Origin of the sequence: Bacillus sp. B2-WWTP-C-10-Post-4 (genome assembly GCF_009183805.1) — a bacterium.
Lineage (GTDB): Bacteria > Bacillota > Bacilli > Bacillales > Bacillaceae_G > Bacillus_A > Bacillus_A cereus.
The window spans coordinates 1-6,529 of the sequence record NZ_WEII01000163.1 but is presented as its reverse complement, the minus strand read 5'-3'; the positions used below and the strand labels follow the sequence as shown (position 1 = coordinate 6,529).

Here is a 6,529-nt window from a genome sequence, read left to right as displayed (position 1 = left end):
ATTTTTCCACTTTCTGTACCATCTAAATATCGTTTCACCGCTTGGATTTTTTCTTTTGAAGAAAATTTAGCCATAAAAAATGCACCTCCAATTGTTAGACTGTGTCTAACAATTGGGGTGCACTTCATTCTGAAATTTAGAAAAGGTGGCTTTTTTATTATGAAAATAAAAATGTATGTAAATTCTGACTTTTCTTATTTACATAGGATGATTTTAGTTGTATCCTTCATAGTAACGGTTATATGTAATGGAAAAATATAGGGATAAGGAGATGGAGTTATTCATGGTACAAATTCATCCGAAAACACGTATTGGTCATGTTGAATTTAAAGTGAAAGACTTAGAGCGTCAAATTGCTTTTTATGAGAATGTTGTAGGATTAGAGGTAATTAAGCAAGAGGGGAATAAAGCATATTTATCTGGAAAAGGTGGAAAGAACGCGTTATTTGTTCTTGAAAAGTTAGAGGACGGGGTACTGCAAGAACCGCGTACGACTGGTATATATCATGTAGCCTTTTTAGTTCCGACTCGTGAAGCTTTTGCTTCTGCGCTATTTGGGGTTCTTCGTAATAAGAATGTAATTGACAGCCCGGATGAGCAAGAAGGGCGTTATACATATTCAAATGAAATTTTACCAATTTCAAGGTTTAATAGTGCAAGTGATCATACATATAGCGAAGCTTTTTATTTGCAAGATTTAGAGGGGAATGGTATTGAAATTTATGCAGACCGTCCGCGTGATCAATGGGGAGAAGGGCCAGGAGGAAGTACACCACTTGATTTAAAAGAATTGGCAACACTTGTTGATTATGAGTTTGATGGTTTGCCTGCTAATACTGTCGTTGGGCACGTACATTTAAGAATAGCTGATGTAGAGAAATCACATGAATTTTATGTGGAAACAGTAGGTTTTGAAGTACAACAGCGTGAAGAGGATTGCTTATTTATTTCAGCAGGGGGATATCATCACCATATTGGTGCAAATACGTGGAACGGAGTAAACAATCCACACCCACCAGTACTTGCAACTGGGCTAAAGGTGTATACGATTGTACTACCGCATAAAGAAGCGTTAGATGAAGTGAAAGAAAGATTAATAGAAAAACAACATGAAATAAATGAAACTACAAATGGGTTTGTGGTGGTAGATCCAAGTGGTATTACAGTGCAGTTTGAAATAGAAGCAGTGTAAAATAAGCGAGAAAGTGTATAATCACTTTCTCGCTTATTTGTGATCATTCATAGCTCAATCCAATATCTTCTTACTACATTCCCATCTTCCTCAGTGAAATCATCATCACGAAGCCCGCCGTTATGTAAAATCGTTTTTTCAGAAGCGGTATTCACTGCGTCGCAAACGACAAGTACTTTCGTGATGTCTAATTCCTTCGTTTTTTCTAATGATAATGCTAGTAATTTCGTAGCATAACCTTTTCTTCTTTCAGAAGGGCGAATGCCATAACCAATATGACCGCCAGCGTTAAATAAATGTTCGGTTAAACTATGACGTATATTAACAGCTCCCACAATTTTATTTTCATCTGTAACAAGCCAATATGTAGAGTCTGGTACCCAATTTTTAGGGATATTTATTCCGTTATGCGCATCGAGAAGTTCTTGAACCATAGCTGGGAAGTTAGCAGGCTCCTTTATTTATGTATTTTTTATAAAAAATTATGAAACAAAACGAAAGCGTTTTCTTAAATTTCTCAACCTAATTTCATGCAATCCACCTTTGGTTTTTTAGAAAATTAGTGAAGGTTTAAAATTAGAAGTTATTTATTTTATGTTAATATTTTAAATATTAACATAAAACGGCCGGAGTATTAAGTGTATTTTAGTGGTATTCCTTCATGTTGATAAATGGATGTTTGTGATATTTTTTGTTTTATCTATCTATAATGAATGAAAGGGGGAAGTGCCCGTGAGTGTAGATTTTGATTTTATTATACGAATCGGTGTTGCTGGCTTGTTAGGAGCAATGATTGGTATTGAAAGAGAAATTCGATCGAAAGAAGCTGGATTAAAGACTCATTTCCTCGTAGCGGTAGGAAGTGCGTTAATAATGGTTGTTTCGAAATATGCCTTTTCAGATATTGTGTTTGAAGAGCATATGTCTCTAGACCCAAGTCGTATTGCAGCACAAGTCGTTAGTGGAGTTGGTTTTTTAGGTGCAGGCACAATTATTATTCAAAAGCAGGCGGTGAAAGGATTAACGACCGCGGCTGGTTTATGGGCTACTGCCGGTATAGGATTAGCAATTGGAGCGGGAATGTATGTAGTAGGCATTGGAGCGACGATTCTCGTTTTAATTGGTTTAGAAATTGTAAGTCGTATTTTTAAGGTGCAATTTTTATTTCCACAAAATATAACAGTGCAAATGTTTGTAAATAAACATGAAGCGATACAACAAATATTAGCAACACTACAAGTGAAAGGCATCCCAATACTCTCATATGAGGTGGAAGCTTCACAGCAAGGTACAGAAACTGTTTATAAGGTAGGAATGCAACTGAAAAATATATCGTCAGAAGAAAAGAATGAGTTTATTCAGCGTATGCAAACATTACCGGAAGTTACGTTTATAAAGTTAAAATCATAGTGTTGAAAACGAGGATAGATGTAGCAGAAATTTTGCTATTATCTATCTTTTTTTGATATAAAATGCACGGAAAGTCAAGCGTTAATTTTACATGGAATGGATACATGTGTAAACGTTACCTTATTTTTTCTCAATACAGGACAAAAAGTGAAAATAGTAAAATAATGGAGAGGGACACTAAAAATGTAAGGTAGGGGAGAGCATGAAAGGCTATTCAAAGAAAATGTTAGTAGGGGTAAGTTTTGCTAGTTTAATGTTAGTAGGGGTAAGTTTGGCAGAAGATACTAAGGGAGAGCAAGTTTCTTATCGAAATGTGCTCAAAATGGAGCCAGTCGGTGTACAACTACCAGTACAAGAATTAGCTCATTCATCGAAAGTGCTCGAAAGCAAGTCTTTTGAGAAAAGGCTACAATTTGCCGATTTATCACAAAGACCACCTGAGGTGAAAAAAGAAAGTAAGCAATTAGCTGTAGCGAAAACTTATACAATTGCTGAATTAAATCAATTAAGCAATCAGCAGTTAGTAGATTTACTTGTAACAATTGATTGGGAGCAAATTACGGGGCTATTTCAGTTTAATACAGACAGTCTAGCATTCTATCAAAATGATAGTAGGATGCAGGCGATTATTGATAAATTGAAGCAGCAAGGACAAGCCTATACGAAGGATGATTCAAAAGGGATTGAGACATTAGTAGAGGTATTACGTTCAGGATTTTATTTAGGATTTTATAATTCGGAACTTAGTAAATTAAATGAACAGAGTTATCATGATAAATGCTTACCTGCATTAAAAGCGATGGCTAACAATTCAAATTTCAAGCTGGGTACATTAGAGCAAAATAGAGTGGTATCATCATACGGAAAGTTAATAGGAAACGCTTCGAGTGATGTGGAAACGATAACATCGGCTGCAAAGATTTTTAAACAATATAATGATAATTTTTCTACATTAGTAGATAATCTTTCAGCTGGAAATGCTATTTACGATATTATGCAAGGTGTTGATTACGACATTCAATCGTATTTGTACGATACGAGGAAAGCACCGAAAGATACAGTATGGTATCAGAAAATAGATAGTTATATTAATGAATTAAGTCGTTTTGCATTAATGGGAACGATTACAGCAAAAAACGGTTGGATTATTAATAATGGCATTTATTATACAGGTAGACTCGGTACGTTCCATAGTACAGGAACGAAAGGGTTACAAGTTGTAACAGATGCGATGAAAATATATCCATATTTAGGGGAGCAATATTTCGTAGCTGCTGAGCAAATTGCAACGAATTATGGCGGAAAAGATGCAAATGGTAAAGTGGTGAATTTAGATCAAATAAGAGAAGATGGAAAGAAAAAATATTTGCCAAAAACGTATACGTTTGATGATGGGGCAATTGTTTTAAAAGCTGGAGATAAAGTGACAGAAGAAAAAGTAAAACGTTTATATTGGGCGGCAAAAGAAGTGAAGGCACAATTCCATCGTACGGTTGAAAGTGATCAACCTTTAGAAAAAGGAAATCCTGATGATGTATTAACGATGGTTATTTATAATAGCCCAGCGGAATATCAATTTAATCGTCAATTGTACGGTTATGAAACGAATAACGGTGGTCTTTATATAGAAGGAACAGGTACGTTCTTTACTTATGAGCGTACGCCAGAAGAAAGTATTTATAGTTTAGAAGAATTATTCCGGCACGAGTTCACGCATTATTTACAAGGTAGATATGAAGTACCAGGGTTATGGGGACAAGGGAAAATATATGAAAATGAAAGATTATCTTGGTTTGAAGAAGGAAATGCTGAATTTTTTGCAGGGGCAACGAGAACGGATAATGTTGTACCGAGAAAGAGTATTATAGGAGGGTTATCTTCAAACCCAGCAGAGCGTTATACGGCAGAGCGAACGTTAAATGCAAAGTATGGAACGTGGGATTTCTATAATTATTCCTTTGCTTTACAATCGTATATGTACAATAAGAGATATGATATGTTCGATAAAATACATGATCTTATTAGGAAAAATGATGTAACAGCATATGATGCATATCGCTCTACATTAAGTAAAGATGCGAATTTAAATAAAGAATATCAAGACTATATGCAAATGCTAGTTGATAATCGTGAGAAATATAATGTGCCATTAGTATCAGACGATTATTTAGCGAATCATGCATCGAAGCCAGTTTCAGATATTGTAGCAGAAATAACAGCGGAAGCAAAATTGAAAAATGTATCAGTGAAGAAAAATAAATCACAGTTCTTTAATACATTCACACTACAAGGAACATATACAGGAACTGCAGCAAAAGGAGAATATGAAGATTGGAAAACAATTACACAAAACGTTAATGATACGTTAAAACGTTTAAGTGCAAAGGAATGGACAGGCTATAAAACAGTAACAGTATACTTCGTAAATTATCGCGTGAATACATCAGGACAATTTGAATATGATGTTGTGTTCCACGGTATTAATACAGAAGAAGGTGCAGAGAATAAAGCACCAGTTGCAGTTATAAACGGTCCGTATAGCGGAAATGTAAATGAAGCAATTTCATTTACAAGCGACGGATCAAAAGATGAAGACGGGAAAATTACTTCGTATAAATGGGAGTTTGGTGATGGAGCAGTAAGTAATGAGCAAAATCCAACTCACGTATATACAAAAGAAGGAACGTATACGACGAAATTAACGGTAACAGACGATAAAGGAGCAACTAATACTGCTACAGCGACTGTAACTGTTCAAAAGAAAGAAGATAACAGTGTAGAAAAAGAACCGAATAACTCATTCCAAACAGCAAACAAATTGCAGTTAAATCAAGTTTTACGTGCTAGTTTAGGAAATGGCGATACAAGTGACTTCTTTGAAATTAATGTGGAGACTGCTAAAAACCTTCAAATTAACGTAACGAATGAAAATAATATTGGAATGAACTGGGTACTTTATTCTGAAGCAGATTTAAATAATTATGTTACGTATGCTCAGCAACAAGGGAATAAATTAGTAGGTAGCTACTACACGTATCCAGGGAAGTATTATTTACATGTGTATCAGTATGGAGGAGGGACAGGGAATTATACGGTGGAAGCGAAGTAGTAAAAGGGGAGTTGTCTTTTTCAATGAATGGAAAAAGGTCTGTACTTTAATAAAAAAACAACTGCAGGAAATGTCACTAGTGATAATAACAAATTAAGTGTCGCGAGATGTTATATTTATATTAAACCAATCTAATCAGTAAATGAGATAAAATCGATGAACTAGTATTTCATCACGATGTAAGAAAAGTTATAAATATTAAGTGTTTTTAATTGAATTAAACTAAGGGATCAGAGTGTATCTGTAACAATAGATAGGCTCTGATCCTTATTATATTTAATTAACGCATATGAATTTAAGATAATTAATAAGTAAGCTAGCTAGCGGGTTTCTTAAAATTCATTTATGTAATTAGCTAAACAGAAAATTGTTATCACATTAGCAAGGGATACTAATAGAAAAGCGTGTCCCTTTACCTAATTCACTCTCTATTTCTATATCTCCGTTTAATTCTCTAATAATACTATAAGCAATCATAGTACCAAGCCCAGTTCCTTTTTCTGTTGTTGAATAGAATGGCAAAGCAATTCGTTTTATTTGTTGAGATGACATCCCAATTCCTGAATCAATAATATCAATTATGATATTTCCTTTTACTTTTTGTATATTTATTTGTAATAATCCACCATTTTTCATAGCCTCAATTCCGTTTTGGATGATGTTGTTTAGACAGAGTTTGAATTTTTCGGGGTCCCCATTTATATAAAAGGAATCTGTACTATTTTGTTTGATTTCAACTTTGTATGATAGAGCGAGTGGTGAAATAGTATCTTTCACCTGATTTAAAATGTGATTAATATCTATTTTTTCTTTTAGGG

The 6,529-nt window shown here is 34.4% G+C and carries 5 protein-coding genes and 1 pseudogene; 4 read left to right on the top strand and 2 right to left on the bottom strand.

All coding sequences use genetic code 11. From position 1 onward, the window contains the following. Both GBN78_RS30785 and GBN78_RS27790 read left to right on the top strand, forming a co-directional pair. Window positions 1-261: hypothetical protein (locus tag GBN78_RS30785; protein ID WP_226798501.1), on the top strand; the 261-nt coding region annotated here is incomplete at its 5' end. Window positions 262-283: 22 nt separating this feature from the next. Then, entirely contained in the window at window positions 284-1,192 is a 909-nt protein-coding gene (locus GBN78_RS27790; RefSeq protein ID WP_152127932.1) for a VOC family protein, read from the top strand. Between the two features lie 47 nt (window positions 1,193-1,239). On the opposite strand, the pseudogene GBN78_RS27785 reads toward GBN78_RS27790, so the two are convergent. After that, a pseudogene (locus GBN78_RS27785) lies at window positions 1,240-1,650 on the bottom strand (GNAT family N-acetyltransferase); the annotation flags it as partial. 274 nt (window positions 1,651-1,924) lie between these two features. On the opposite strand from GBN78_RS27785, the gene GBN78_RS27780 reads away from it, so the two are divergent. Then, on the top strand, window positions 1,925-2,602 hold the full coding sequence (locus tag GBN78_RS27780; protein ID WP_152127931.1) for an MgtC/SapB family protein: 678 nt from the start codon (window positions 1,925-1,927) through the stop codon (window positions 2,600-2,602). A gap of 202 nt (window positions 2,603-2,804) precedes the next feature. Beyond that, complete coding sequence (gene colA, locus GBN78_RS27775) at window positions 2,805-5,711, top strand: collagenase ColA (RefSeq protein ID WP_152127930.1); 2,907 nt, start codon at window positions 2,805-2,807, stop codon at window positions 5,709-5,711. Between the two features lie 378 nt (window positions 5,712-6,089). On the opposite strand, the gene GBN78_RS27770 is transcribed toward colA, so the two are convergent. Continuing rightward, window positions 6,090-6,529 (bottom strand): sensor histidine kinase (locus GBN78_RS27770; RefSeq protein ID WP_193224767.1); only part of this gene is annotated, 440 nt, incomplete at its 5' end.

Coding starts and splice junctions, on each gene's coding strand:
- GBN78_RS27790 (WP_152127932.1), top strand. CDS start 284: ATGGTACAAATTCATCCGAAAACACGTATTGGTCATGTTGAATTTAAA.
- colA (WP_152127930.1), top strand. CDS start 2,805: ATGAAAGGCTATTCAAAGAAAATGTTAGTAGGGGTAAGTTTTGCTAGT.